We start from the raw sequence: 24,435 nt of genomic DNA on the forward strand, positions 1-24,435 counted from the left end.
GGCAAGGGGGGTCCGGGACAGTCGTACAGACCCGGGGCGGGCAGCGCGGGCACGCTCCCGGGCCTCGGGGCGGTCCCCGGCGGCTCCCCGGCGAGCCGCGCCGGCCGTCCCGGTCGCGGGCGGCGGGTCAGTACGCCGGCAGTGTGCGCGGGCCGAGGTCGTCGCGGGCGGGGGGCGGTGCGAGCCGTACGGTGGCGCCGAGGACGCTCGCGCCGTGCGGGGCGACGACGACCGGTTCCAGGGTGACCGCCACCACCTCCGGGTGGTCGTCCACCAGCCGGGAGACGCGCAGCAGCAGCTCCTCCAGCGCGGGGGTGTCCACGGGGGTGGACCCGCGCCAGCCGAAGAGCAGCGGGGCGGTGCGGATGGACCGCACCAGGGAGGCGGCCTCCCGGTCGGTGACCGGGATCAGCCGGTGCGCCATGTCCCCGAGCAGCTGTGAGGCGGCCCCGGCGAGCCCGAAGGACAGCACGGCCCCGGCCGCCGGGTCGATCACGGCGCGTACGACGGTGTCGACGCCGCGCGGCGCCATGCCCTGTACCACCGGGCGCAGCTCCTCCGGCGCCCCGAACAGCTCGGTCAACTCGGCGTACGCCCGGCGCAGTTCCTCCTCACCGGCGAGGTCCAGCCGGACCCCTCCGAGGTCCGCGCGGTGCCTGAGGTGCGGGGCGGTGGCCTTCAGGGCGACCGGGTAGCCGAGGGTGCGGGCGGCCTCGGCGGCGGCGTCCGGGGTGGGCGCGGGCAGCGCCCGGCGCACGGGTATGCCGTACCTGCCGAGCAGCTCGCAGGTCTCCGCCTCGGAGATCGTGAGGCCCTCCCCGCGCGCGAGCAGCTCCCCGATGAGCCGGGCGGCCCCCTTCTCGTCGATGTCGTCGTATTCGGGCACCTTCCCGGGATCGGCCGCCTCCCGCCGCCACTGCGCATACCGCACGGCCTCGGCGAGCGCCCGCACGGCACGCTCGGCGGCGGGGTAGGCGGGAATGAGACGGCCGTCCTCGGGGAGGGCTGGCACGGACGGGGGGACATCTGGTCCGGGTGCTGGCGTGGCGGCCTCAGGGCTGGGTGCCGGCGCGGGAGGCTGGGTGCCCCCTGCCGGAGCGGCGGACGAGGTGCCGGGTACAGGTGCGACGGCCTGCGAAGCGTTGCCGGGCGAGGGGGCCTGTGGGGCAGTCCTGGGCGTGGGGGGCTCGGATGCGGTGCTCGCGGCACCAGCCTCAGTGCCCTGCCCCGCTGCCACGGCCCGCGGCGCGGTGCCGGGTGCCGGTGTTGCGGGTTGGGGGGCCGTGCTGGTCGCGGCCGAGAGCGCTTCCGCCAGGCCGCCCAGTTCCACGTGCACCACCAGGACCGGCTTCCCCGGCACCGCGGCCGACGCCGACCTGAGCGCCTCCGCCAGCTCCGCGTCCCCCGGCGACCCCTCACCGATCGCGGGGATCGCCGTCACCACGACGGAGTCGACCGTGTCGTCCGCCAGCGCGGCGCCCAGCGCCCGGTGGAAGTCCTCCGCCGTCGCCGCCGTGGTCAGGTCCACCGGCCGCGCCGGCCGCAGCCCCTCCGCCAGACACCGGTCGTACGTCAGCACGCCCAGCGACTCGGAGTTGCCGAGGATCGCCACGCGCGGGCCGGCGGGCAGCGGCTGCCGGGCGAGCAGCAGGCCCGCGTCGACCAGCTCGGTGATGGTGTCGACGCGGATCACCCCGGCCTGCCGCAGCAGCGCGGAGACGGTCGCGTACGGCAGCCGGGTGGCCCGTACCGTGTGGCCCTGCGGCGCCGTGCCGGTGCCCTGCACCACGACCAGCGGCTTGGCGGCGGCCGTGCGCCGGGCGAGCCGGGTGAACTTGCGCGGGTTGCCGATGGACTCCAGGTACATGAGGACGACGTCGGTGTCGTGGTCGTCGTACCAGTACTGGAGGACGTCGTTGCCGGAGACGTCGGCGCGGTTGCCGGCGGACACGAAGCTGGACACGCCCGTCACCCCGGTCACCCCTCCACCGCGCCGGTGCAGCCGGGACAGCAGGGCGATGCCGATGGCGCCGGACTGGGTGAACAGGGCGATGCGGCCGGGGCGGGGCATCTCGGGCGCCAGGGAGGCGTTCAGCCGGACGCCGGGGGCGGTGTTGATCACCCCGAAGGCGTTGGGGCCGAGGATCCGCATGCCGTACGTGCGCGCCTGCCGGACGAGCGCCCGCTGGCGCTCGCGTCCCTCGGCCCCGCTCTCGGCGTATCCGGCGGAGAGCACGACGAGTCCCTGGACGCCGTGCTCCCCGCACTCGGCGACCACCGCGGGCACGTGCTCGGCCGGTACGGCGACCACGGCGAGGTCGACGGGGCCCTCGATGTCCCGCACCGAGCGGCGCGCGGGCACGCCGTCGACCTCCTTGAGATCCTCGGGGAAGGCCCGGTTCACGGCGTACAGGCGGCCGGGGAAGCCGGCGTCGCGGATGTTGCCGAGGACGCTGCGGCCGACCCCGCCGGGGGCGCGGCCGACGCCGACGACCGCCACGGAACCGGGGACCAGGAGCCGGCGTACCGAGTGGGCCTCGGCGCGCTGTTCCCGCGCGCGCTGGACGGCCAGGGACCGGTCGGTGGGTTCGAGGTCGAACTCCAGGCGGACGACGCCGTCCTCGAAGCTGCGCTTCTGGGTGTACCCGGCGTCCGTAAAGACCTTGATCATCTTGGTGTTGGCAGGCAGCACCTCGGCGGCGAAGCGGCGGATGCCCCGCTCGCGCGCGACCGCGCCGATGTGCTCCAGGAGCGCGGAGGCGACTCCGCGGCCCTGGTGGGCGTCCTGCACCAGGAAGGCGACCTCGGCCTCGTCGGCGGGGGCGGAGGCGGGCATACCGTCGGCGCCGATGCGGTCATAGCGTACGGTGGCGATGAACTCGCCGCCGACGGTGGCGGCGAGCCCCACCCGGTCCACAAAGTCGTGGTGCGTGAAGCGGTGGACGTCCTTGGCGGACAGTCGTGGGTACGGCGCGAAGAAGCGGTAGTACTTCGACTCGTCCGAGACCTGCTCGTAGAAACTGACCAGGCGGTCGGCGTCATCAACGGTGATGGGCCGGATGCGCGCGGTACCTCCGTCGCGCAGCACCACGTCCGCCTCCCAGTGGGCGGGGTACTCGTACCGGCCGTGCCGGTCCGCCGAGGTCTGCATGGGCCCCAGAGTACGGCTCGCGTACGACAACGGCGCGAGGCAGTCTGTGGAGGACGAAAACCCGGACCGAGGCCGCGGTCCGGGGACACACCGGGGTGGACGCGGGTCCGCCCCGGGCACGCTTCACGATATGGGAAACTGGTCTAGACAACCCTGAACTCCGAAGGGCAGCAACACATGGCTGAGCGCCGCGTCAACGTCGGCTGGGCCGAGGGCCTCCATGCCCGCCCCGCCTCCATCTTCGTCCGAGCCGCCACGGCCGCAGGCGTCCCGGTGACGATCGCCAAGGCCGGGGGCAACCCCGTCAACGCGGCCTCGATGCTGGCTGTCCTGGGCCTGGGCGCCCAGGGCGGCGAGGAGATCGTCCTCGCCTCCGACGCCGAGGGCGCGGACGCCGCCCTGGACCGGCTGGCCAAGCTGGTCGCCGAGGGCCTGGAAGAGCTGCCCGAAACGGTCTGAACATCGGCCCACTGAATGCCGGAGCCGCGTCGCCCATTTCCGGGCGGCGCGGCTTCCTTCGTTTTCCGCGACGATGCGAGCACACCATAATTCGGGCAGCGGAAATACACTGCCACCGAATTACTCTTCTTTGTATACGGCGTCCGTGTTAATGCCGCAGGCTCGGCGTGTTTACGGCATGTTGCGAAGTCCTCACACGTTCCGCCGCGGCGGAGAAACGGAGTCGGTGCGCGGCCGTGGTGCGTTCGGTGTGCAGGGCGGTGAGCGCACGCGCGCGCTCGCCGTCGCCGCGCGCCACCGCGTCCACGATCGCGCCGTGTTCCCCCCAGGAGTCCACCGGGCTCGGCGGGGCGTCCACCGTGTACATCCAGGCGATCTTGTGCCGCAGCTGGGTGAGCATCGAGGTCAGCGAGGGGCTGCCGGACGCCTGGGCGAGCGTCTCGTGGAACCAGCCCCCCAGCGAGCGCAGATCCTCGCTGTGACCTCGCCGGGCCCGCTCCTGGCCCAGCCGGACGAGGCCGCGCAGCACCTTCAGATGGGCCTCGGTGCGCCGCTGCGCGGCCCGCGCCGCCCCGAGCGGCTCCAGCAGCATCCGCATCTCCAGCAGGTCGGCGGCCTCCTGCTCGGTCGGCTCGGCCACGCACGCGCCCGCGTGCCGGCGGGTCACCACGAAGCCCTCGGCCTCCAGGGTGCGCAGCGCCTCGCGGACCGGGACGCGGGAAACGCCGTAACGGCGGGCCAGGACTTCCTCGGTGAGGCGGCCGCCGCGCTCGTAGACACCCGCGACGATGTCGTCCCGGATGGCCGTGCACACCGAGTGCGCCGGAATACGCATGACCGACCTCCGCCTTAATCCCCGTGAAACGTCGACGATGGACGTGTGTTCCGTGACTCTATTGCAATGAGCCGGAATTTCCGACGGCGAGCCGGAATCCAGGGATATTTTTTGGACAGCGGATCAGGCGGACACTGCGAAAAACGGCGAAAGCCCCGGCCGATGGGCCGGGGCCGCCGATGCCGGGCGAGGCCGGGTCAGACGCTCACACCGTGCGAGCGGAGGTAGGCGACGGGGTCGATGTCGGAGCCGTACTCCGGGGTCGTACGGGCCTCGAAGTGCAGGTGCGGTCCGGTGACGTTGCCGGTCGCGCCGGACAGCCCGATGTGCTGGCCCGGGGTGACCTTCTGACCGACCGTGACGCCGATGGACGACAGATGCCCGTACTGGGTGTACATGCCGTCGGCCATCCGGATCACGATCTGGTTGCCGTACGCGCCGCCCCAGCCGGTGGAGACGACGGTGCCGGAGCCGACCGCGAGCACGGGCGTGCCGGTCGCCGCGTGGAAGTCGATGCCGGTGTGCGAGCCGGAGGACCACAGGGAGCTGCTGGCCTTGTAGCCCGTGGAGACGTAGGAGTGCGCTATCGGCGCGACGAAGGCGTTCAGCCGCGCGCGCTCGGCCGCGCGGGCGGCACGGGCCGCGGCCACGCGCTCCTGCTGGGCCTTCTGCGCCGCCGCCCGCTCGACCGCCTGCTGCTGCGCGGCCTCCTTCTGGGCGGCCGCCTGCGCGTCGATGTGCCGGGCGACGTCGTCGCTGACGGTGAGGACCGGGGTGAGGCCGGTCTGCTCGACGGAGTTCTCCGTGGCGAGCGCCGGGGAGGCCGCGAGGGTGCCGATGACCCCGGTGGTGGTGAGGGCCGCGACACCGGCCGCCTGAGCGGTGGTGCGCTTGACCCGGCCGGGCTTGCGGTGCTTCCCGGTGGCGCACATGAACGCCATGAAGTGGCTGTTCCTTTCCTTCCCTCTCGCCTACCGGGTTAGCTGACGGGTTCGGAGCAGGAAGGTCTCCTACGGACCCCCTCGCTCACGCGCGGGCGTCCGATTCACCCCAGGGACTGCTGTGGGTCCCCGGCTCCCCTGGCTCGCGCCGTACGGGGACTCGGCGATGGCTGTCCGGTGCCGCGGGCGCGGCGCACTGTCTACCGACGAACAGCCCGGACGACGCTAAGGGGCGGCGAAGTCAAACCCCAAACGGATCACCGCTTTTGTAGTGCATCCCACAGGGCAGACGGGCAACCTCCGTCCCAAACCGGGCATCTGGGGAACACGGTGCAACAGCCGGGAATGCCGTGGGGCCCTGACGGCCCGTAGGTCGTCAGGGCCCCACGCCCGTGCACTGCCGCCGGGCCATGGCCGGCCGCCGCGCGGCGTTCGGCTAGTCGGCCGCCACCACGGTGACTTCACCGATGCCGAGCGCCTCGACCGGCGCCTTGATCTGCGCGGCGTCACCGACGAGCACGGTCACCAGGCGGTCCACCGGGAAGGCGTTCACGACGGCCGCCGTGGCCTCCACCGTGCCCGTCGCGGCCAGCTGCTGGTACAGCGTGGCCTGGAAGTCGTCGGGCAGGTGCTGCTCGACCTGGTCGGCCAGGGTGCTCGCGACGGCCGCCGCCGTCTCGTACTTCAGCGGCGCCACGCCGACCAGGTTCTGCACGGCGACGTCCCGCTCGGCGTCGGTCAGGCCCTCCGCCGCGAGGGTGCGCAGCACCTTCCACAGGTCGTCCAGGGCCGGGCCGGTGTTCGGGGTGTCCACCGAGCCGCTGATCGCGAGCATCGACACGCCCGTGCCGTCCGGAGCCGACCTGAGGACCTGTCCGAAGGCGCGCACGCCGTAGGTGTAGCCCTTCTCCTCACGCAGGACGCGGTCCAGGCGGGAGGTGAGGGTGCCGCCCAGGCAGTAGGTGCCGAGCACCTGCGCGGGCCACACCCGGTCGTGCCGGTCGGAGCCGGCCCGGCCGATGAGCAGCTGGGTCTGGACGGCGCCGGGCCGGTCCACGATCACCACGCGCCCGGTGTCGTCGGCGCTCACCGGCGGCACGGGGCGCGGCTCGCCCGGGGTGCCGGTCCAGGCGCCCAGGGTGTCGCCGAGCAGCGCGTCCAGGTCGACACCGGTGAGGTCGCCGACCACCACCACGGTGGCCGTACCGGGGCGCACATGGCGGTCGTAGAAGGCGCGCACGGCCGCCGCGTCGATCTTCTCGACGGTCTCCTCGGTGCCCTGACGCGGCCGGGACATGCGCGAGGTCGCCGGGAACAGCTCCTTGGAGAGTTCCTTGGCGGCGCGCCGGGAGGGGTTGGCCAGCTCGTGCGGGATCTCGTCCAGGCGGTTGCGGACCAGCCGCTCGACCTCGCTCTCGGCGAAGGCGGGCGCGCGCAGCGCGTCGGCGAGCAGGCCGAGGCCCTTGGCCAGACGGGAGGCCGGGACCTCCAGGCTGAGCCGGACACCGGGGTGGTCGGCGTGCGTGTCGAGGGTGGCGCCCGCGCGCTCCAGCTCGGCCGCGAACTCCTCGGCCGAGTGCTTGTCGGTGCCCTCGGAGAAGGCCCGCGCCATGATCGTGGCCACGCCGTCCAGGCCGGCCGGCTCGGCGTCCAGCGGCGCGTCCAGCAGCACCTCGACGGCGACGACCTGCTGGCCGGGGCGGTGGCAGCGCAGCACCGTCAGGCCGTTGCCCAGCGTGGCGCGCTCCGGGGCCGGGAACGCCCACGGCCTGGCCTCGCCCGGCTGCGGCTGGGGGTGGAACTCCATGGTGGCGAGCTCGGTCACTTGGCCGTCTCCTCGTTCTCGTTACCGGCCTCTACGGTGGCTTCCTGCTCCGGGTCCTCGCCGCGCCCCGCCTCCTCGGTGTGCTCGGCGGACTCGGGGGACAGCGGCTCGTAGACCAGCACCGCGCGGTTGTCGGGGCGCAGCCGGGCCTGGGCGACCTGCTGGACCTCCTCGGCGGTCACCTCCAGGACGCGCTGGACGGCGGTGAGGGCGAGCTGCGGGTCGCCGAACAGGACGGCGTACCGGCACAGTTCGTCGGCGCGGCCGGCGACCGTGCCGAGCCGGTCCAGCCACTCGCGCTCCAGCTGGGCCTGGGCGCGCTCCATCTCCTCCGGCGTCGGGCCCTCCTCGGCGAACCGGGCCAGCTCCTCGTCGATGGCGGCCTCGATGACCGGCACCTCGACGTCACCGGAGGTCTTCACGTCCAGCCAGCCGAGGGAGGGGGCGCCCGCCAGGCGCAGCAGGCCGAAGCCGGCCGCGACGGCCGTACGGTCGCGGCGCACCAGACGGTTGTACAGCCGGGAGGACTCGCCGCCGCCGAGCACGGTCAGGGCCAGGTCGGCCGCGTCGCACGCGCGCGTGCCGTCGTGCGGGAGGCGGTAGGCGGCCATCAGGGCGCGCGCCGGGACCTCCTCGACGACGACCTCGCGCAGCTGCTCGCCGATGATGTCCGGCAGCGAGCCGTCACGCGGCGCGGGCTTGCCGTCGTGGGACGGGATCGAACCGAAGTACTTCTCGACCCACGCCAGGGTCTGCTCCGGGTCGATGTCGCCGACCACGGAGAGCACCGCGTTGTTCGGCGCGTAGTAGGTGCGGAAGAACTGGCGGGCGTCCTCCAGGGTGGCCGCGTCCAGGTCCGCCATCGAGCCGATCGGCGTGTGGTGGTAGGGGTGGCCCTCCGGGTAGGAGAGGGCGGTCAGCTTCTCGAAGGCGGTGCCGTAGGGAACGTTGTCGTAGCGCTGGCGGCGCTCGTTCTTGACGACGTCGCGCTGGTTCTCCATGGACTCGTCGTCCAGGGCGGCCAGCAGGGAGCCCATGCGGTCGGCCTCCAACCACAGGGCCAGCTCCAGCTGGTGGGCGGGCATGGTCTCGAAGTAGTTGGTGCGCTCGAAGCTGGTGGTGCCGTTGAGGGAGCCGCCGGCGCCCTGCACCAGCTCGAAGTGTCCATTGCCCTTGACCTGCGCCGAACCCTGGAACATCAGGTGCTCGAAAAGGTGAGCCAGGCCGGTACGCCCCTTGACCTCGTGGCGGGAGCCGACGTCGTACCAGAGGCAGACCGCCGCCACGGGGGTCAGGTGGTCCTCGGAGAGCACCACGCGCAGACCGTTGGCCAGGCGGTGCTCGGTCGCTGTCAGGCCCCCGGAGCCTGCCTCGGCTGTGGTCGTGTGACCCATGGGCATGTACGTCCCTTCGCGAGCGGAGGCGGTTGTGGAAACCGCGCTTTTCCTGCCGGTCCTGCCACTGTATGCAAAGCGTGCGGGGGCCCGGCGAAGTTCCCGCGGGACGTACGCCCACAGCGGATCACGTAGCCTGCGACACGCGCGCCACGCGGCGGCTCACCGGCACCGTCCGGGACCGCACGGACCGGGCCGTGCCCGCGTTGTCGGTGGCACGGTCCACAATGGTCCGCGACAGATCCGTCAACCGCTTCAGCAGCACGAGCGAGCCGAGGGGTGCGCGTCCCGTAGGCGAGCGAACCGATCAGGAGGAGCCGGCAGCGATGGCCCGCCGCAGCACGAAGACCCCGCCGCCCGACGATTCGTACGAGGAGAAGATCCTCGACATCGACGTCGTGGACGAGATGCGTGGCTCCTACCTCGAGTACGCCTACTCGGTCATCTACTCGCGCGCCCTGCCGGACGCCCGCGACGGCCTCAAGCCGGTGCACCGCCGGATCGTGTACCAGATGAACGAGATGGGCGTGCGTCCCGACCGCGGCTATGTGAAGTGCGCCCGCGTGGTCGGCGAGGTCATGGGCAAGCTGCACCCGCACGGCGACGCGTCCATCTACGACGCCCTGGTGCGCATGGCACAGCCGTTCTCCATGCGCCTGCCGCTCGTCGACGGCCACGGCAACTTCGGCTCGCTGGGCAACGACGACCCGCCGGCCGCCATGCGGTACACCGAGTGCCGGATGGCCGAGGCGACGGGCCTGATGACGGAGTCGATCGACGAGGACACCGTCGACTTCACGCCCAACTACGACGGCCAGGAGCAGGAGCCGGTGGCCCTGCCCGCCGCCTTCCCGAACCTGCTGGTCAACGGCGCCTCCGGCATCGCGGTCGGCATGGCGACGAACATGCCGCCGCACAACCTGCGCGAGGTCATCGCCGCCGCCCGCCATCTGATCAAGTACCCGAACGCGGACCTGGACGCGCTGATGCGGCACGTCCCCGGCCCGGACCTGCCCACCGGCGGCCGGATCGTCGGGCTGGCCGGCATCCGCGACGCGTACGCGACCGGCCGTGGCACCTTCAAGATGCGCGCGACCGTCTCGGTCGAGGCGGTCACCGCCCGCCGCAAGGGCCTGGTGATCACCGAACTGCCCTTCGCGGTCGGCCCCGAGAAGGTCATCGCGAAGATCAAGGACCTGGTCAACGCGAAGAAGATCCAGGGCATCGCGGACGTCAAGGACCTCACCGACCGCGAGCACGGGCTGCGCCTGGTCATCGAGATCAAGAACGGCTTCGTGCCCGAGGCGATCCTGGAGCAGCTGTACAAGCTGACCCCCATGGAGGAGTCCTTCGGCATCAACAACGTCGCCCTGGTGGACGGCCAGCCGCTCACCCTGGGCCTGAAGGAGCTGCTGGAGGTCTACCTCGACCACCGCTTCGACGTGGTCCGCCGGCGCAGCGAGTTCCGCCGCGGCAAGAAGCGGGACCGGCTGCACCTGGTCGAGGGTCTGCTGACCGCGCTCGTCGACATCGACGAGGTCATCCGGCTGATCCGGTCCAGCGACAACTCCGCGCAGGCCAAGGAGCGCCTGATGCAGCAGTTCTCGCTGAGCGAGGTGCAGACGCAGTACATCCTCGACACGCCGCTGCGCCGGCTCACCAAGTACGACCGCATCGAGCTGGAGGCGGAGAAGGACAAGCTCACCGCGGAGATCGCGGAGCTGACCCGGATCCTGGATTCCGACGCGGAGCTGCGCAAGCTGGTGTCGGCCGAACTGGCCGCGGTGGCGAAGAAGTTCGGCACCGACCGGCGTACGGTGCTGCTGGAGTCCGCGGGTTCCCCGACGGCCGCGGTGCCGCTCCAGGTGGCCGACGACCCGTGCCGGGTGCTGCTGTCCTCGACGGGTCTGCTGGCCCGTACGTCGACCGCCGAGCCGTTCACGCAGGAGGAGGGCGCCAGGCGGGTCAAGCACGATGTGATCGTCTCGGCGGTCCCGGCGACCGCGCGGGGCGAGGTCGGCGCCGTGACCTCGGCGGGCCGGCTGCTGCGGATCAACGTGGTCGATCTGCCGCAGCTGCCGGACACCGCGGCCGCGCCGAACCTCTCGGGCGGTGCGCCGCTGGCGGAGTTCGTCTCCCTGGAGGACGACGAGACGGTGGTCTGCCTGACCACGCTGGACGAGTCCTCCCCGGGTCTCGCGCTCGGCACCGAGCAGGGTGTGGTCAAGCGGGTGGTGCCCGACTATCCGTCCAACAAGGACGAGTTGGAGGTCATCACGCTCAAGGAGGGTGACCGGATCGTCGGCGCGGTGGAGCTGCGCACCGGCGAGGAGGACCTGGTCTTCATCACGGACGACGCCCAGCTGCTCCGCTTCCAGGCCTCCATCGTCCGTCCGCAGGGCCGGCCGGCGGGCGGTATGGCGGGCGTCAAGCTCACCGAGGGCGCGAAGGTGATCTCCTTCACGGCGGTCGACCCGGCCGCCGACGCGGTGGTGTTCACGGTGGCGGGCTCGCGCGGCACGCTGGACGACTCGGTGCAGACGACGGCCAAGCTGACCCCGTTCGACCAGTTCCCGCGCAAGGGCCGGGCCACGGGCGGCGTGCGCTGCCAGCGGTTCCTGAAGGGCGAGGACTGTCTGGCGCTGGCCTGGGCCGGCCCGGCTCCCGCGCGCGCGGCGCAGAAGAACGGTTCCCCGGCGGAGCTGCCGGAGCTGGACCCGCGCCGCGACGGCTCGGGCACCTCGCTGCCGAAGACGGTGTCGGTGGTGGCGGGGCCGGTGTTCTAGTACGCCTCGGCGCCGGCGTTCTGGTACGCGTCGGCGCCGGGCTCCTCCTCGGAGCCCTGCACGTAGCGCAGGACGCCCCACATGCCGTGCTCGTCGGCCTGTGGGGCGTCGTTGACGCACCCCTTGAGTTCCTTGCCGAGGGCTTCCGTCTCGATGCCGGAGCCGATCAGCACGAGCTTGCTGCCGCGGGTGTCCCCGGCCGGCCAGGGCTCGGGGTAGAAGCGCAGGAACCGGCCGACGGCGTGTACGGCGTACCGGTTGCGGGTGTCGTACGGCCCGAAGTCGACATAGCCCTTGATCCGGTATAGCCCGTCGGGCCGGCTGTCCAGGAAGCGCATGAGCCGGCGCGGCTCCATTGGCTGCTCGGAGGCGAAGGACAGGCTGTCGTAGCCGGTGTGGAGATGACCTGCGTGCTCCTCGTCGCCGGTGTGTTCGTGCAGGTCGTCGAAGGACAGCTGCCCGATCCGCTCCTCACTGGGCCGGCAGTCGAACAGGAACTCGGGGTCGATGCGTCCATAGGTGGCGGGCACGACGGCGGCACGGTCGGTGAGCGAGCGGACCACGCCGAGGACGCGCTTGGGATCGGTGGCTCGGTCGAGCTTGTTGACCACGACCAGGTCGGCGAGGGCGAGATGCCGGTCGATCTCGGGGTGCTGCGCGCGCGTGCCGTCGAACTCGGCGGCGTCGACGACCTCGACCAGGCCGCCGTAGACCACCCTGGGGTGCTCGCTGGCCAGCACCATCCGCACGAGTTCCTGGGGCTCGGCGAGCCCGCTGGCCTTGATGACGATCACGTCGATGCCGGCCGCGGGCGCGGCGAGCCGGTCCAGGTAGACGTCGAGTTCGCTCGCGTCGACCGCACAGCACAGGCAGCCGTTGCCGAGGGAGACGGTCGAGTCGCCGAGCGCGCCGGCGACGGCCATCGCGTCGATCTCGATGGCTCCGAAGTCGTTGACGATCGCCCCGATCCGGCTGCCGCCGCTGTGGTGCAGCAGATGGTTGAGGAGGGTGGTCTTGCCGGAGCCGAGGAAACCGGCGAGCACGACGACCGGGATCTGCTGCGGGCTACGGCTCTGCTCCGGGCTGCGGCTGCTGTCCTGGCTGTGCGTGCTGTCCGGGCTGTGCGCCAACCTGTTCCCCAACGGGCGACCTCTCTCCTGTCTCCTGCGGACCGGCTGCCGGTCCAGGATAGGAGGGCGCTGGGACACGTGGGTCCTGTGCACCCGGAAGGGGCCTGAGCGCCCTGGGCGTCAGCCTGCGGCGGGGACCGCGACCGGCGGCTCGGGGCCCACATAGCGCGCCACCGGGCGGATGATCTTCGGGTCGGCGGCCTGTTCCAGGATGTTGGCGCTCCAGCCCACGACGCGACCCGCCGCAAAGGTGGGGGTGAACATCTCCCGTGGCAGGCCGCACAGCTCCATGACGACGCCGGCGTAGAACTCGACGTTGGTGTGGAGTTCGCGGCCCGGCTTCAGCTCGGCCAGGATCGCCTCGACCCGGTGCTCGACCTCGACGGCGAACTCCACCCGCGGCCCGCCGAAGCCCAGGGCGATCTCGCGGAGCATGCGGGAGCGGGGGTCCTCGGTCCGGTAGACGGCGTGGCCGAAGCCCATGATCCGGTCTCCGGCGAGCACCCGCTCGCGGATCCAGGGGTCGATCCGGTCCGGGGTGCCGATGGCGTCCAGGGTGTCCAGGGCCCGGCTGGGCGCGCCTCCGTGCAGCGGTCCGGACAGGGCGCCGACGGCACCGGTCAGGCAGGCCGCCACATCGGCGCCGGTGGACGCGATGACACGGGCGGTGAAGGTTGATGCATTGAATCCATGGTCAATGGTTGAGATGAGGTATTGCTCGACCGCACGGGCCCGCCGCGGCTCGGGTTCCGACCCGGTCAACATGTACAGATAGTTGGCCGCGTACGAGAGGTCCGCCCGCGGCTCGACCGGTTCGAGGCCCTGGCCGAGGCGGTACAGCGCGGTGAGGAGCGTGGGTACGGCCGCGCACGCGACCAGGGTGTCGGCCCGGCGCCGGTCGGCGTCGAGGTCGTAGACCGGCCGGAAGCCGTGGGCCGCGCCCAGCAGGGACAGCGCCGTGCGCAGCCCCTCCAGCGGGCCGGAGAGGCGGCTCGCCGCCGCGATCGCGGGCAGCGCCGCCCGGACCTCGTCGGGTAGCGGGCGCAGTGCCGCAGTCTCGGCCGCGAAGGCGGCGCGGCCCTCGGCGTCCGGGAGCCGGCCGTGGACCAGGAGATGCCAGACGTCCTCGAAGCCGCGGCTCTGCGCGAGTTCGACGGCCGAGTACTGGCGGTAGTGGTAGAAGCCCTCGCGTCCGCGGACGTCACCGATCTCGGTGTCGGTGACGACGACGCCGGCGAGGCCGCGCGGTACGTCGACAAGAGGGGTTGCAGCCCTGTTGATGGCCATGATTCTCCTCCCTGAACTTGATTCGACTGTCCATGCTTGACGCACATTCTGTCAATGTTGATTGAATCAATGCAGCGCTATCAACCCGTGCAGAGGCGACTACGGTGACCCCCATGCGCGATCACGAAACCGCTCCCGGCCGCGCCGGCCGCCGGCTGACCACCAAGGAGACCGCCGAACTTCTCGGCGTGAAGCCCGAGACGGTGTACGCGTACGTGAGCCGCGGGCTGCTCAGCAGCAGACGCGAACCCGGCGGCCGCGCCAGCACCTTCGAGCCCGCGGAGGTCGAGGCCCTCGCCCGGCGCCACCGGCGGGAGAGCGCGGGGACCCCGGGCTCGGGCGGCGACCTCTCCGTCCGGACCCGGATCACGCTGATCGACCAGGACCGGTACTACTTCCGTGGCGTCGACGCCACGGAACTGGCCGCACACCACACCTACGAAGCGGTCGCGGAGTGGGTCTGGACGGGCCGGCTCACCCCCGGGGTGGCCTTCTCCGCACCCGAGGCGACCGTCAAGGTCGCCCGCCGCGCGGTGAACTCCCTGTCCGAGCACGCCTCCCCCATCGACCGGCTGCGGGTGGCTGCGATCGCGGCGGCTGCCGAGGACCCGCTGCGCTTCGACCTCTCCGAGGACGCCGTGCTGAACACCGCGCGCACCCTCATTCCCACGCTCGTCGCCGCGCTGCCGCCGGTGCTGCGCGACCACGCGGACGGCGCCCCGCTGGCCCACCGCCTGTGGAGCCGGCTCACCGGCCAAGCCCCCGACGAGGCCTCGCTGCGCGTGCTGGACACCGCGCTCGCCCTGCTCATCGACCACGACCTGGCCGCCTCCACGCTCGCCGTACGGGTCGCGGCCTCCGCCCGGGCGCATGCCTACGCGGCCGTCTCGGCCGGGTTCGGCGTCCTGGAGGGCCCGCTGCACGGCGCCGCGAGCGGGCTCGCCCACCGGCTGCTGCTCGACGTGCTCGACCAGGGCACCGCCGTGCCGGTGATCGCCGACGAGCTGCGCGCCGGCCGCCGCGTCCCCGGCCTCGGCCATCGGCTGTACGCGGGCGAGGACCCGCGCGCGCGGGTGCTGTTCGGCCTTCTGGAGCAGCTTCCGCGCGCGGAACCGGCCCTGCTCGCGGCCCGCGACATCGTCGCCACCACCGCCCGCCACCGGCCCTTGCACGCCAATGTCGACCTGGCCCTGGCCGTCTTCACCGCCTCCTCCGGCATGTCCGCCACGGCCGGCGAGACGATCTTCGCGGTCGCCCGCACGGCGGGCTGGATCGCGCATGCGCTGGAGGAGTACGGCGAGCGTCCGCTGCGCATGCGCCCCGTCGGTCACTACGTCGGGCACCGGCCGCCGCAGCCCCTGCCGGAGTAGGCGCCCCCGCTCCCGCGGGAGCCGCCCGCGCAGGACACGGGCACGGCCGGAAGTCACCGCAGGGAAAGTCAGGTTAGGCTCACCTGTGTGAGTAGGTGTGCGACCGTCTCCCGGAGCCTTGACGAGCCGGTATCCGGTACGGCGGCCACGGCGACGACGTGGCTGCTGCTGGAACAGCCGGGCCCGTGGGGTGCCAAAGCGCTCACTTCGAGCCATCTGGACCCCGTGCTGGGCCGGGCGCTGGAGGCCGCGGCCGAGGGGACAGGCGTGCGTGTCGCCCTGATCCGGCACCCCGGGCGGCACGCCGACCCCGGCACTCCCCCGGTCCGGCAGGTGTTCGCCGCGCACACCGTCCCGGGTCGGGTGTGGGTGCACAGCGCCACCACCCGCGATCCGGGCCGGCTGCTCGACCTCGACTTCCGCGCGCTCGGGGCGGGCGACCACCGTTCCTTCGGCACGGCGCTCGGCGGACGGCCGTACACCGGCGACCCGCTCGCGCTCGTGTGCACCAATGGCAAGCGCGACCGCTGCTGCGCCCTGCTGGGACGTCCGCTCGCCGCCGAACTGGCCGCCTCGGGTGTCCGCGGGGTCTGGGAGGTCACCCATCTGGGTGGCCATCGCTTCGCTCCGACGGTGCTCGTCCTGCCGTACGGCTACGCCTACGGCCGCGCCGAGGCGCACACCGTCAAGGCGGCGCTGCACGGCGCCCGGGACGGGCGCGTGGTCGTCGAGGGGTGTCGCGGGTGCTCCGCCTGGGAGCGGCCCGGCCAGGCGGCCGAGCTGGCCGTCCGGTCGGCGGCGGACGAGTACCGGGCGGGCGTGCTGAGCGTCGTACGGACCGAGGGCACCGCCCCGCACTGGGAGGTCACCGTCGAGCACGCGGACGGGCGCCGCTGGCGGGTCACCGTGGCACAGGGCGCCGCGCTGCCGCCCCGCCCGGAGAGCTGTGGAGCGGCGGTGCTGGGCGCTCCCGCGCGGATGGACGTGATGGCGGTACGCGAACTGCGGCCGACCGCGCTGGCGAGCTGACCGGCCGGCTCTTCCCGGCATGGGGCAGGAGATCCACGCCACACCCTCTGGGGTGCGTCGGGGCTTGCCACGTACCGTCGTTCCATGAGCCCCACTCCCCCCGTACGCCGGCTGCGTCTCGGTCTGCCCCGGCGGGTGTTCTCGCAGGTGCTGCTGATGCAGGTGGCGATCGCGGCAGGGGTGGCGGTGCTCGCGACCGGGCTGTTCCTCGCGCCGCTGAGCAACCAGCTCGACCACGAGGCGATGCGCCGCGCGCTGGCCATCGCGCAGACGACCGCCCAGGACCCGCAGATCGCCGCCGGCGTGCTGACCACCCCGCCGAGCAGAAACGGTCCTGTGCAGCGGGAGGCCGAGCGAATCCGGCATGCCACGCACGCCGAGTACATCGTCGTGATGGACCACCATGGGGTGCGCTGGTCGCACCCGACCCCGGGGCAGATCGGCCACCACGTCTCCACCAGCCCGCATGACGCCCTGGCCGGCCAGGAGGTCATGGAGATCGACAAGGGCACCCTCGGCCGCTCGGCACGCGGCAAGGTGCCGTTGTACGACGCCCGGCACCGCATCGTCGGGGCCGTATCGGTCGGCATCGCCTACGACAGTGTCCGGGCCCGGCTGATCAGCGCGATACCGGGGCTGTTCGCCTACGCCGGCGGTGCCCTGGCGGTGGGCGCCCTGGCCGCCTGGCTGATCTCCCGCAGGGTCCAGCGGCAGACCCGGGACCTGGCCTTCTCCGACATCTCCGCGCTGCTCGCGGAGCGCGAGGCGATGCTGCACGGCATCCGGGAGGGCGTGGTCGCCCTGGACCGCGGCGGCCGTATCCGGCTGCTGAACGACGAGGCCGGACGGCTGCTGGGCATCGGTGACGAGGCGGTCGGGCGCACCCCCGACGAGGCGCTGGGCGCGGGCCGTACGACGGATGTGCTGGCCGGCCGGGTCACCGGCACCGACCTGGTCACCGTGCGCGGCCAGCGCGTGCTGATCGCCAACCGCATGCCCACCGGCGACGGCGGCGCCGTGGCCACCCTGCGCGACCGCACGGAGCTGGAACAGCTCGGGCGCGAACTCGACTCCACGCGCGGGCTGATCGACGCCCTGCGCGCGCAGGACCACGAGCACGCCAACCGGATGCACACCCTGCTCGGGCTGCTGGAACTCGAGATGTACGACGACGCCGTGGAGTTCGTCGGCGAGGTGGTCGGCGACCACCGGGTCACGGCGGAGCAGGTCACCGAGAAGATCCAGGACCCGCTGCTGGCCGCGCTGCTGGTCGGCAAGGCCACCGTGGCCGCCGAACGCGGTGTCGCCCTCTGGGTGACCGACCGGACCCGGCTGCCGGACCGGCTGATCGATCCGCGGGGCCTGGTCACCGTCGTGGGCAACCTCGTGGACAACGCCCTCGACGCGGTCGCGGGCACCCTGCACGCGCGCGTGGAGGTCGAACTGCGCACACAGGGCCGTACGGTCGTCCTCCGGGTGCGCGACACGGGTCCCGGCATCCCGCCCGAACAGCGGGAACTCGTCTTCACGGAGGGCTGGTCGACCAAGCAGCCGCCGGCCCACGGCAAGCGGGGCATCGGGCTCTCCCTGGTGCACCGGCTCGCCGAGCGGCAGGGCGGGAGCGCGGTGGTGGGCACGGCGGACGGCGGCGGCGCGGAGTTCACCGTGGTCCTGCCCGAGGCGCTGGCCGAACCGGAACTGGCACCCGCGGGGCTCGACGAACCCCTCGGGCGTGCCGCCGTCGCCGAGGAGGAGGCGTGATGATCGAGGTCCTGGTCGTGGACGACGACACCCGGGTCGCCCAGGTGAACGCCGCCTATGTGGAGAAGGTGCCCGGCTTCCACGTGGCCGGTGAGGCGCACAGCGCGGCCGAGGCGCTGCACCAGGTGGAGACACTCCCACGGCTGGACCTGGTGCTCATGGACCACTATCTGCCCGACGAGACCGGTCTCGCGGTCGTCCAGGAGATGCGCCGGCGGGGCCACCAGACCGACGTGATCATGGTGACGGCGGCGCGGGACATGTCCACCGTGCAGGCGGCGATGCGGCACGGGGCGGTGCAGTACCTGGTGAAGCCGTTCGCCTTCGCCGGCCTGCGGGCCAAGCTGGAGGCGTACGCCGGGCTGCGGCGCACCCTCGACCGGGGCGGTGAGGCGGAACAGGCGCAGGTGGACCGGATCTTCGGGGCGCTGTCCACGCCGGCGGAGCCCGACCTCCCCCAGGGGCACTCCCCCACGACGGCCGATCTGGTGCGCCAGGCGCTGATCCACGCCTCCGGGCCGCTGTCCGCGCAGGAGATCGCCGCGCGGACGGGGGTGAGCCGGCAGACCGCCCAGCGCTATCTCAAGCTCCTGGAGCGCACCGGACGGGCCCGGCTGACCCTCAAGTACGGCGACGCGGGCCGCCCGGAACACCGTTACGTGTGGGCGGCCCGCGTCTGAGCGCGGCTCAGGGTCCGACTACTTGGCGGCCTTGACGAACTCGGTTGTGTACGTCTTGCTCAGGTCCACCTTGGCGTTCTGGACGTTGGGGTTGAACGCCTTGAGGACCTTCTCGACGGTCTCGGGGCCGTTCTGGGGCATCACGCCGTCGTCGGTGAACATCGGCAGGGTGCTCTTGATGGCCTGTGCGTAGAGCGTCTTGTTGCCCTGGGAGTAGTCGGCGGGCATCTTGGCGGCGATCTCGTCGGCGCTGTGCGTGGACATCCACTTGAGCGTCTTGACGAATGCATTGGCCAACTTCTGGACGGTGTCCTTGTGTCCGTTCACCCAGTCCGTCTGCATGTACAGACTTGACGACGGGTACGGTCCGCCGAGCGCCTCCTGCGACCCCTCGGGGGTGCGCATGTCGATGAGGACCTTGCCCGCCTTCTTGTCCAGGATGGTGGCGACGGTCGGGTCAGTGGTCATACCGCCGTCGATCGCCCCGTTCTGGAGGGCGGCGATGAAGGTCGGACCGGCGCCCACCGCGACCGGCGTGAACTCGCTGACCTTCACGCCGTTCTTGACGGCCAGGTACTTGGTGAGGAAGTCGGTCGAGGAGCCGAGCCCCGTCACACCCAGCTTGCGGCCCTTGAAGTCCTTGGGGTCCTTCAGTTCGCCGGCCGCCTTGCCGGAGACCACCTCGACCTCGCCGGGCGCGTGGGAGAACTGCACCACGGACTCGACCGACTTGCCCTTCGTCTGGAGGTCGAGGGTGTGGTCGTAGAAGCCGACCGCCCCCTGGACCTGGCCGGAGACGAGCGCGGTCTCGGCCTGGACTCCGGCGGGCTCGCTGAGGAGCTGGACGTTCAGGCCCTCGGCCTGGAAGTAGCCGAGCTGCTGGGTAAGCATCGCCGGCAGGTAGATGACCTTGTCCAGGCCGCCGACCATGATCTTGACGGTCTCGCCCTTGCCTCCGCCGGTGTCGGCCGTGGTGCCGGCCGCGTCGTTGGCGCAGGCGGTGAGCGTGGTGAGGGCGAGCAGGCCGGCGGCCAGCGCGGCGTGTCTGGCGGTCTTGCGCATGCGGTTCACGTCCTTGTGAGAGGGCGGTGCGGGGAGGAGGTGGGGGGCGGCGGTGGGGGCCGGTCAGTCGCCGGAACGGGCGGGCTTCCAGCGGAAGATGCGGCGCTCGGCGAAGGTCAGCAGCCCCTCGGCGACGAGGGCGACGACCGCGAGGATGACCATGGCGGCGTAGACGCCGGCCGCGTTGAAGGTGTTCTGCGACTGCGAGACGAGCAGGCCGATGCCCTTGGTCGCGCCGATGTACTCGCCGACGATGGCGCCGATGAGCGCGAAGCCGAAGCTGACGTGGAGGCTGGTGAAGATCCAGGAGGTGGCCGACGGGATGACCACCTGAAGGGTCACCCGGCGGTCGCTGGCGCCCAGGATGCGGGCGTTGGCCACCAGGTTGCGGTCCACCTCGCGGGCGCCCTGGAAGGCGTTGAAGAACACCGGGAAGAAGACCAGCACCACGGCGGAGGCGACCTTGGAGGAGGGACCGAGCCCGAACCAGATCAGGAAGATGGGTGCAAGGACGATCCTGGGGATCGAGTTGAGCACCTTGATGTACGGACCAAGGACCTCGGCGAGCAACCTGATCCGCCCGAGCGCAATACCGAGCAGTACACCCGCGATCACACCGATGACCCAGCCGAGCAGTGCCTCGTAGAGCGTGTACCAGACCTGTTCGCCCAGGGAGCCGAGGGCGGTCCCGTGCATCACCCAGGTCCAGATCTGGTCCCAGATCTTCGTGGGCATCGAGAAGTTGAACGGGTCGATGACCTTCGCCCGGGACAGTCCCTCCCAGAGCCCGAGGCCGGCCACCAGGAGCAGCACGCGTACCACGGTGACGAGCGCCTTGCGGCGGCGGGCGGCCTGGGCGCGGGTCTGTGCCCGGTCGGGGACCTTGGCCGTTTCGACGACCGCGGGCTTGAGAACCTCAGGCGACACGGGCGGCACCCCTCTCACGGGTGATGCGGACCTCTTCGCCGAGCGACTCCCAGATCTCGCGGTAGATCTCGATGAACCGCGGCTCCAGCCGCACCGACTCGACCTTGCGCGGCCGGGGCAGGTCGATGGAGAAGACCTGCTTGACGGTCGCGGGCCCAGCGGTCATCACGACGACCTTGTCGGCCAGCGCGATGGACTCCTCCAGGTCGTGGGTGACGAAGACGACGGAGGCGCCCGTGCCCTCCCACAGCTCCAGCAGCTCGTCCGACATCAGCGCCCGGGTCTGCACGTCGAGCGCCGAGAAGGGCTCGTCCATCAGCAGGATCTCGGGGTCGTTGACGAAGGTGGCGGCGAGGGCGACGCGCTTGCGCTGACCGCCGGAGAGCTGGTGCGGATAGCGGTCCTCGAAGCCGGCGAGCCCGACCCGGGCCAGCCAGTCGCGGGCCTTCTCCTTCGCCTCCGCCTTGGGCACGCCCCGGAAGCGCAGGCCTGCCATGACGTTGGACAGGACCGTACGCCAGGGGAAGGTGGCGTCCTGCTGGAAGACGAAGCCGACCTTGTCGCCGACGCCGTCGACCGGCTCCCCGGCCACCAGCACCTCGCCTTCGCTGGGCTCCTCCAGACCGCTGACCAGCGTCAGCGTGGTGGACTTGCCGCAGCCGGTCGGGCCTACGACGGCCACGAACTCGCCGCGCTCGACGGTGAGGTTCAGGCCGCGCACCGCCGTGTGCAGTCCCCCGGACGGGGTTCTGAAGGTCTTGCTAGCGCCCCGCAGCTCGATGGCGGGGCTGGTGTGTGCGCTCATGGCCCGGGACGGTAGGTGTGAGCGCGGCCACGGCAGCAGTCTTGTGAGCACAAGCTGTTCTTTTGCTCGCAAGAACCTGTTGTGCTCATTTTGCTCGCGCTACAACTGCGGAGCACGAAACACGGGCTTAACGCTCGCCGGCCTTGAAGGAGAGGCCTGATGATTGACGTCCTGGTGGTGGACGACGACTTCCGCGTCGCTGAGATAAACGCAAAATACGTGGGGAAGGTTCCCGGCTTCCGGGTGGCCGCCCGCGCGCACAGCGCCGCCCAGGCGCTGGCCGCCGTCGAGCGCGGCGCCATCGACCTGGTCCTGCTCGACCACTACCTGCCGGACGGGACCGGCCTCGAACTCGTCCACCGCATGCGTGAGCAGGGCCACGGCGCGGATGTCATCATGATCACGGCGGCCAGTGATGTGGCGACCGTCCAGCAGGCGATGCGCCTGGGCGCCCTGCACTACCTGGTCAAACCGTTCACCTTCGCGGCGCTGCGCACCCGCCTGGACTCCTACGCCGCGCTGCGCCGCACGGTCGACCGCGTGGGCGGCCGGGGCCTGACCGGCCAGGAGCAGGTGGACCGCATCTTCGGCGCGCTGCGTACCGCCCCCGCCCCCTCCGCGCCCGGCCTGCCCAGCGGCCACTCGGAGCCCACGACAGACCTGATCTGCGGCATCCTGCACCGCGCCGGCCATCCGCTGTCGGCCCACGAGGTCGCCGCCCGCACCGGCCTGAGCCGCTCCACGGCCCAGCGCTACCTCCGCCACCTGGAACAGGCCGGCCGCCTGCGCCTCTCCCTGAAGTACGGCGACACGGGCCGCCCGGAGCACCGGTACGCCTGGGTGGCCCCGTAGACCCGGCGTGGGATCGCCCGGGGTGCCTGGTGAGCTACACGGCTCCGGCCCCGGTCAACGACCGCACCTCGGTCTCGGCGTACTTCGCCTCGTCGGCGACCTCGTCCGAGGTGATCGTGCCCAGCCAGCCGGCGAGGAAGCCCAGCGGGATGGAGACGAGGCCGGGGTTCTGCAACGGGAAGTACTGGAAGTCGACCCCCGGGAAGAGCGAGCCCGGACTGCCGGAGACCACCGGGGAGAGCAGCACCAGCCCGAGCGCCGGGACCAGCCCGCCGTATACGGCCCAGACGGCGCCGCGGGTGGTGAAGCCGCGCCAGAACAGCGAGTACAGCAGCACCGGAAGGTTTGCCGACGCGGCGACCGCGAAGGCGAGACCGACCAGGAAGGCGACGTTGAGGTCACGGGCGAGCAGACCGAGCGCGATGGCCACGACGCCGATTCCGACCGCCGCCAGCCGGGCCACCGTCACCTCGCTGCGCCGGGTGCCGCGTGAGCGCCGCAGCGACGCGTACAGGTCATGGGCGACCGAGGCCGAGGAAGCGAGGGTGATGCCCGCGACCACCGCGAGGATCGTGGCGAAGGCGACCGCCGCGACGATCGCGAACAGCACCGTGCCACCGGTGGAGCCCGCTCCACCGCCCAGGTCGCGGGCGAGCAGGGCCACCGCGGTGTTCCCGGCCGGGTTCGAAGCGCGCACCGCGTCCGTCCCCACCACCGCAGCGGCCGCGAAGCCGAGGACGATCGTCATCAGGTAGAAGCCGCCGATCAGCCCGATCGACCACACCGCGGAGCGCCGGGCGGCCCGCGCGGTCGGCACGGTGTAGAAGCGGGACAGGATGTGCGGCAGCCCCGCCGTGCCCAGCACCAGCGCGAGTCCCAGGCTGATGAAGTCGAGGCGGGCGGTCCAGCTCCCGCCGTACTTCAGGCCCGGTGCCAGAAAGGCTCTCCCGTGGCCGCTGCGCTGCGCGGCGGCCACCAGCAGCCGGTCCACATCGCCGTGGAAGCGCAGCAGGACCAGCACGGTCAGGGCGACCGTCCCGCACAGCAGCAGGACCGCCTTCACGATCTGGATCCAGGTGGTGGCCCGCATGCCCCCCAACGACACATAGACGACCATGAGCGCGCCGACCCCGATGACCGTCCATGCCTGGGCCGCCCCGCTGGTCCGCCCCAGCAGCAGCGCCACCAGGCTGCCCGCGCCGACCATCTGCGCCACCAGATACACAACGGACACGGTGACGGAGGCGGTTCCCGCGGCGATCCGCACCGGCCGCTCGCTCATCCGGGCGGCGATCACGTCGGCGAGCGTGAACCGTCCGCAGTTGCGCACCAGTTCGGCGACCAGGAACAGCACGACCAGCCACGCCACCAGGAAGCCCACCACGTACAGCATCCCGTCGTACCCGTACAGCGCGATCAGCCCGGTGACGCCGAGGAAGGAGGCCGCGGACATGTAGTCGCCCGCGATGGCAAAACCATTCTCCATCGGCGAGAACAACCGGCCTCCGGCGTAGAACTCGTCCGCCGACCCCTGCCGCCGCCGGCTCACCCAGGTGGTGATGGCCAGGGTGACGGCCACGAAACCGCTGAACATCAGCAGCGCCAAGGTCTGGTGATCACCGGTCATGAGGCGCCTCCCCGCGCTCCGCCCTGTGCTTCCCGGGTCAGTTCCTGGGTGTCCCAGCGCAGGTCCAGCGCGGCCCGGTCTCGGCGCAGCCGCGCATGCCGGGCGTAGGCCCAGGTGAACAGGAAGGTGGTGAGGAACTGCCCGAGTCCCGCGAGCAGCGCCACGTTCACCGCTCCTGCCACGGGTCGGGCCATGAGCCCGGGAGCGGTCGTCGCGGCGACCACGTAACCCACGTACCAGGTGAGGAAGGCCACGACTCCCGGCACCACGAACCGCCGGTATCTGCCGCGCACTTCCTGGAAGGCGGCGCTGCGCTGCACTTCGAGGTACACCTCGCATGCGCGGGCCGCCGTCCCGCTCCCCTCCCCACGGGCCGACGGTACGGCCGCTGCCGGCATCCCGGTGCCGTCCAGCTCGCCCCAGCCGGTGGCCAGCGCGTCGTACCAGGGGTCCTCGTACGTCATGTCGCGGGCGGGGACACCTTCGGTCTCCCGGTGCTCGGCCGATCTCCCCT

The 24,435-nt window shown here is 72.1% G+C and carries 19 protein-coding genes and 1 riboswitch; of the genes, 7 read left to right on the plus strand and 12 right to left on the minus strand.

Annotation, left to right across the window (positions count from 1 at the left end):
- Nucleotides 1-127: 127 nt before the first annotated feature.
- Nucleotides 128-3,151, minus strand: a complete 3,024-nt coding sequence (locus ACWCV9_RS24605; protein WP_450789573.1) for a GNAT family N-acetyltransferase — start codon at nt 3,149-3,151, stop codon at nt 128-130.
- Nucleotides 3,152-3,328: 177 nt separating this feature from the next.
- Between ACWCV9_RS24605 and ACWCV9_RS24610 the strand changes: the two genes are divergently transcribed.
- Nucleotides 3,329-3,610 carry an HPr family phosphocarrier protein gene (locus tag ACWCV9_RS24610; protein WP_030563197.1) on the plus strand — a complete coding sequence of 94 codons (282 nt, stop codon included), beginning with the start codon at nt 3,329-3,331 and terminating at the stop codon, nt 3,608-3,610.
- A gap of 148 nt (nt 3,611-3,758) precedes the next feature.
- Here ACWCV9_RS24610 and ACWCV9_RS24615 read toward each other — a convergent pair whose 3' ends face one another.
- The 4 genes from ACWCV9_RS24615 to ACWCV9_RS24630 form a co-directional block, all read right to left on the minus strand.
- Nucleotides 3,759-4,445: a GntR family transcriptional regulator gene (locus ACWCV9_RS24615; protein ID WP_450789575.1), complete on the minus strand. Its 687-nt coding sequence runs from the start codon at nt 4,443-4,445 to the stop codon at nt 3,759-3,761.
- Nucleotides 4,446-4,642: 197 nt separating this feature from the next.
- Entirely contained in the window at nt 4,643-5,386 is a 744-nt protein-coding gene (locus tag ACWCV9_RS24620) for a M23 family metallopeptidase (RefSeq protein WP_450789576.1), read from the minus strand.
- 12 nt (nt 5,387-5,398) lie between these two features.
- A riboswitch (cyclic di-AMP (ydaO/yuaA leader) is annotated at nt 5,399-5,562 on the minus strand.
- A gap of 260 nt (nt 5,563-5,822) precedes the next feature.
- Complete coding sequence (locus ACWCV9_RS24625; protein WP_450789577.1) at nt 5,823-7,211, minus strand: M16 family metallopeptidase; 1,389 nt, start codon at nt 7,209-7,211, stop codon at nt 5,823-5,825.
- Nucleotides 7,208-8,611, minus strand: a complete 1,404-nt coding sequence (locus ACWCV9_RS24630; RefSeq protein ID WP_450789579.1) for a M16 family metallopeptidase — start codon at nt 8,609-8,611, stop codon at nt 7,208-7,210. Before ACWCV9_RS24630 ends, ACWCV9_RS24625 begins: the two co-directional genes overlap by 4 nt.
- 320 nt (nt 8,612-8,931) lie before the next feature.
- On the opposite strand from ACWCV9_RS24630, the gene ACWCV9_RS24635 reads away from it, so the two are divergent.
- Entirely contained in the window at nt 8,932-11,391 is a 2,460-nt protein-coding gene (locus ACWCV9_RS24635) for a DNA gyrase/topoisomerase IV subunit A (RefSeq protein ID WP_450789581.1), read from the plus strand.
- Here ACWCV9_RS24635 and ACWCV9_RS24640 read toward each other — a convergent pair.
- Both ACWCV9_RS24640 and ACWCV9_RS24645 read right to left on the minus strand, forming a co-directional pair.
- Complete coding sequence (locus ACWCV9_RS24640; protein ID WP_450789715.1) at nt 11,388-12,446, minus strand: CobW family GTP-binding protein; 1,059 nt, start codon at nt 12,444-12,446, stop codon at nt 11,388-11,390. The two genes, ACWCV9_RS24635 and ACWCV9_RS24640, sit on opposite strands and share 4 nt — an antisense overlap.
- A gap of 195 nt (nt 12,447-12,641) precedes the next feature.
- On the minus strand, nt 12,642-13,808 hold the full coding sequence (locus tag ACWCV9_RS24645) for a citrate synthase/methylcitrate synthase (protein ID WP_450789582.1): 1,167 nt from the start codon (nt 13,806-13,808) through the stop codon (nt 12,642-12,644).
- Nucleotides 13,809-13,921: 113 nt separating this feature from the next.
- Here ACWCV9_RS24645 and ACWCV9_RS24650 point away from each other — a divergent pair, with 113 nt between their 5' ends.
- The 4 genes from ACWCV9_RS24650 (at nt 13,922) to ACWCV9_RS24665 (ending at nt 18,648) form a co-directional block, all read left to right on the plus strand.
- The gene (locus ACWCV9_RS24650; RefSeq protein ID WP_450789584.1) at nt 13,922-15,178 is read left to right on the plus strand and encodes a citrate synthase; all 1,257 of its coding nucleotides are present in this window, start codon (nt 13,922-13,924) and stop codon (nt 15,176-15,178) included.
- 87 nt (nt 15,179-15,265) lie between these two features.
- A complete protein-coding gene (locus ACWCV9_RS24655; RefSeq protein WP_450789585.1) occupies nt 15,266-16,207 on the plus strand; it encodes a sucrase ferredoxin in 942 nt (313 codons plus the stop codon).
- An 84-nt stretch (nt 16,208-16,291) separates the two neighbouring features.
- Complete coding sequence (locus ACWCV9_RS24660) at nt 16,292-17,968, plus strand: ATP-binding protein (RefSeq protein WP_450789586.1); 1,677 nt, start codon at nt 16,292-16,294, stop codon at nt 17,966-17,968.
- Nucleotides 17,968-18,648 carry a response regulator gene (locus tag ACWCV9_RS24665; RefSeq protein ID WP_450789587.1) on the plus strand — a complete coding sequence of 227 codons (681 nt, stop codon included), beginning with the start codon at nt 17,968-17,970 and terminating at the stop codon, nt 18,646-18,648. Before ACWCV9_RS24660 ends, ACWCV9_RS24665 begins: the two co-directional genes overlap by 1 nt.
- An 18-nt stretch (nt 18,649-18,666) precedes the next feature.
- On the opposite strand, the gene ACWCV9_RS24670 is transcribed toward ACWCV9_RS24665, so the two are convergent.
- The 3 genes from ACWCV9_RS24670 to ACWCV9_RS24680 all read right to left on the minus strand — a co-directional run bounded on the left by ACWCV9_RS24670 (nt 18,667) and on the right by ACWCV9_RS24680 (nt 21,442).
- Nucleotides 18,667-19,710 (minus strand): ABC transporter substrate-binding protein, encoded by a 1,044-nt coding sequence (locus tag ACWCV9_RS24670; protein ID WP_450789589.1) that lies wholly within the window; start codon nt 19,708-19,710, stop codon nt 18,667-18,669.
- A 63-nt stretch (nt 19,711-19,773) separates the two neighbouring features.
- A complete protein-coding gene (locus ACWCV9_RS24675) occupies nt 19,774-20,637 on the minus strand; it encodes an ABC transporter permease (protein ID WP_385840436.1) in 864 nt (287 codons plus the stop codon).
- Nucleotides 20,627-21,442 carry an ABC transporter ATP-binding protein gene (locus ACWCV9_RS24680; RefSeq protein ID WP_450789591.1) on the minus strand — a complete coding sequence of 272 codons (816 nt, stop codon included), beginning with the start codon at nt 21,440-21,442 and terminating at the stop codon, nt 20,627-20,629. Before ACWCV9_RS24680 ends, ACWCV9_RS24675 begins: the two co-directional genes overlap by 11 nt.
- Nucleotides 21,443-21,601: 159 nt before the next feature.
- On the opposite strand from ACWCV9_RS24680, the gene ACWCV9_RS24685 reads away from it, so the two are divergent.
- Nucleotides 21,602-22,294: a response regulator gene (locus ACWCV9_RS24685; protein WP_450789593.1), complete on the plus strand. Its 693-nt coding sequence runs from the start codon at nt 21,602-21,604 to the stop codon at nt 22,292-22,294.
- Between the two features lie 34 nt (nt 22,295-22,328).
- On the opposite strand, the gene ACWCV9_RS24690 is transcribed toward ACWCV9_RS24685, so the two are convergent.
- Complete coding sequence (locus tag ACWCV9_RS24690) at nt 22,329-23,921, minus strand: solute symporter family protein (RefSeq protein ID WP_450789594.1); 1,593 nt, start codon at nt 23,919-23,921, stop codon at nt 22,329-22,331.
- Complete coding sequence (locus tag ACWCV9_RS24695) at nt 23,918-24,385, minus strand: DUF485 domain-containing protein (RefSeq protein ID WP_450789596.1); 468 nt, start codon at nt 24,383-24,385, stop codon at nt 23,918-23,920. Before ACWCV9_RS24695 ends, ACWCV9_RS24690 begins: the two co-directional genes overlap by 4 nt.
- Between the last annotated feature and the right edge of the window lie 50 nt (nt 24,386-24,435).

This window comes from Streptomyces sp. NPDC001606, from assembly GCF_053596835.1.